The sequence below is a fragment of the bacterium genome (assembly GCA_024224155.1).
GTDB lineage: Bacteria > Acidobacteriota > Thermoanaerobaculia > Multivoradales > JAHEKO01 > CALZIK01.
This window is the reverse complement of the sequence record JAAENP010000528.1, coordinates 1-747: the sequence shown is the minus strand read 5'-3', so window position 1 is coordinate 747 and position 747 is coordinate 1. Positions and strand designations below refer to the sequence as shown.

The following is a 747-nucleotide window of genomic DNA, read 5'->3' as shown; positions in this document are numbered from 1 at the left end:
TCTGCCACAGACTCCTACGGTCTTGATCTCTGACATCCCTTACCCCCTCTCGATGACGGTGGCGATTCCCTGGCCCGTGCCGATGCACATCGTCGCCAGACCGCGCTTGCCGTCTTCCTGCTCGAGAACGTTGATCAGCGTAGTCAGAATGCGCGCTCCCGAGGCCCCCAACGGGTGGCCGAGGGCGATGGCGCCGCCGTGGATGTTGACCTTGTCGAGATCCCAGCCGGTCTTCTTCAAGACATAGAGTGACTGGGCGGCAAAGGCCTCGTTGAGCTCGATGAAATCGATGTCGTCGATGGTCAGGCCGGCGCGCTCGAGCGCCTTTTCGCTGGCCGGGATCGGGCCCATGCCCATCCGCTTCCAGTCGACGCCGGCAACGCCTCGCGAGACGATCCGCGCGCGTACCGTCAGATCGTGCTTCTTGGCGAACTCCTCACTGGTAACGATCAGGGCCGATGCTCCGAGCGAGATCGGGCTCGAGGTCGCGGCCGTCACCGATCCATCGGCCGTAAACGCGGGCTTGAGCGAGCGGATCTTCTCCGGATCGGGCTCACGCGGCCCCTCGTCCCGGTCGACCACAAAACCGTTGTTGGCAATCGGCACGACCTCTTGGTCGAAAGCCCCGTTCTCCCAGGCCGCGAGCGCCCTGGTGTGGGAGCGCCTCGCGACCTCCTCTGGCTCCTCGCGCGAGAGGTCGAGATCCCCGGCCAGGTTCTCGGCGGTCTCGCCCATGCCGATGTAGTA

At 64.9% G+C, this 747-nt stretch carries 1 protein-coding gene; it reads right to left on the bottom strand.

Translation table 11 applies throughout. From position 1 onward, the window contains the following. Positions 1-39: 39 nt before the first annotated feature. Positions 40-747, bottom strand: a 708-nt coding sequence (locus tag GY769_24805; GenBank protein ID MCP4205143.1) for a thiolase family protein, incomplete at its 5' end; no start/stop codon positions are given.